Here is a 1204-nt window from a genome sequence, read left to right as displayed (position 1 = left end):
AGAATGCCCGCGATGGGCTCTACCACAAGAACGTGCACACCATCGCGCTGCAGCTGCCGATTAGCAAACTGCAGAAAATCGGCAAAAGCGGCGCCGGAGCGCGCAATATTTTGGACCCGGACTACGTCATCGGCGTGTGGGCTTCCACTAGCCGCCCGGCGTTGAAGACGCTGGTCGCCCCCGACGCCAACGGCAACACGACCGGCGCCCAAACCGTGTCGGGCAACTACGTGCAGATCTCGCGCCTGGGGATGCCGCTGACCAACGAGGTGATCAACCCCATTGGCCAGAAGGATGAGTTTAATGCCCGGACGCCTTACACCGAGAACGCCGCGTTCCAGAGAAATTTTACCAACCCGGAGCTAGGCCTGTACATGGCCGACAACATGCCCATGAACGGGGCCGCCCCCAAACCCGCCGGCCAGACCTACTTCGGCGAGGCGATACCCGGTTTTGCGCCCCTGCGCATTCAATCCAAATCGTTGGCTGGCAGCCCCGTGCTGGGGGCCAGCTTCCCCGGCTTTGACTTCCGCAACGGCGCCAATGGCCTGTCGGTGCTGAGCCCCGCGCAGCGCGCCGGCACCGTGTTCGCCGACCCCACGTTCGGCCCCGTCCTGCTGCAGCGCGGCATGCCCCGCTCGGTCGACCTGCTCCCCGTCTTTCTGACGGGGGTGCCCAACATGCGGCCCTACCAGCTGGCTACCGGCAAAAACGGCAACCCCCTGGCGGCCGGCAAACCGTTCATCAACTTCCTGCCCGTGGTGGGGGACATGCTGCGCCTGAACATGGCCGTGCCCGCTACGCCCCGCAACTCGGCTGACTTCAGCTCGGAAGGCCTGCTGAAGGCCGCGGCCCTGGGCCTAACCGACATGCGCTACAACGCCAGCAACGCCCTGCAAGCCATCCCCAACATGGACGGCTTCCCCAACGGTCGCCGGCTGGAAGATGATGTCGTTGACATTGAGCTGAAAGCGGTGAGTGGCGTGGTGCTGGCCGTTCTAGGCTTGTACTATGACGACTATACGCCGGCCTCTGCCAGTCCGGTGACCCCGCAGTTCGCCCGCGTCCTCAACTTCACGACCGGCATCGAGCGGAATGATACGACGTTCAAGGCGGCTTTCCCGTACGTGCAGTCCCCCTGGTCGGGAGTCAAGGCCCAGAACACGGACCTCTCGCAGTACCAGCGGAGCGGGGGGGGCACGTC

General features: G+C 64.5%; 1 protein-coding gene. It reads left to right on the top strand.

Features of this window, described 5'->3' with window-relative positions; genetic code table 11:
• Nucleotides 1-1204 (top strand): DUF4331 family protein (locus ACP7AJ_RS21270; protein WP_426062244.1); only part of this gene is annotated, 1204 nt, incomplete at both ends.

Origin of the sequence: Hymenobacter sp. B1770 (assembly GCF_049896385.1) — a bacterium.
Classification (GTDB): Bacteria; Bacteroidota; Bacteroidia; order Cytophagales; family Hymenobacteraceae; genus Hymenobacter.
Note: the sequence above shows the minus strand (reverse complement) of the source record. Positions and strands in the feature narration are given on the sequence as shown.